The organism is Thermosipho globiformans (genome assembly GCF_003990895.1).
GTDB classification, from domain to species: domain Bacteria; phylum Thermotogota; class Thermotogae; order Thermotogales; family Fervidobacteriaceae; genus Thermosipho; species Thermosipho japonicus.
In genome coordinates this window covers 1-248 of sequence record NZ_BHXD01000066.1, presented here as the reverse complement: position 1 = coordinate 248, position 248 = coordinate 1, and the positions used below count along the sequence as shown (strand labels likewise).

Annotated in this window: 1 pseudogene; it reads left to right on the top strand. The window is 32.7% G+C overall.

The features are described from left to right. Window positions 1–195 (top strand): annotated as a pseudogene (locus tag EO083_RS09825) (transposase); the annotation flags it as partial. Between the last annotated feature and the right edge of the window lie 53 nt (window positions 196–248).

Here is a 248-nt window from a genome sequence, read left to right as displayed (position 1 = left end):
AGCAAAAGATGGGAAATAGAATGGTATATAGAAAGGCTGAAGCAGAGGATAAAGATGAGAGGAATGAATGAAAAGACGCTAAAGGCACAGATAACATATATGTTACTAGGACAGCGGTTAACAATGTTAATAGACACACTTTCTACTAATCCAAAAATGATTAGATTGATTGAGACCATAAAAAATTTTGTGTAAATGAAAGATATAGGAAATAGGTAACCCTCTTCTTGGTATGGTAAAATAAAACC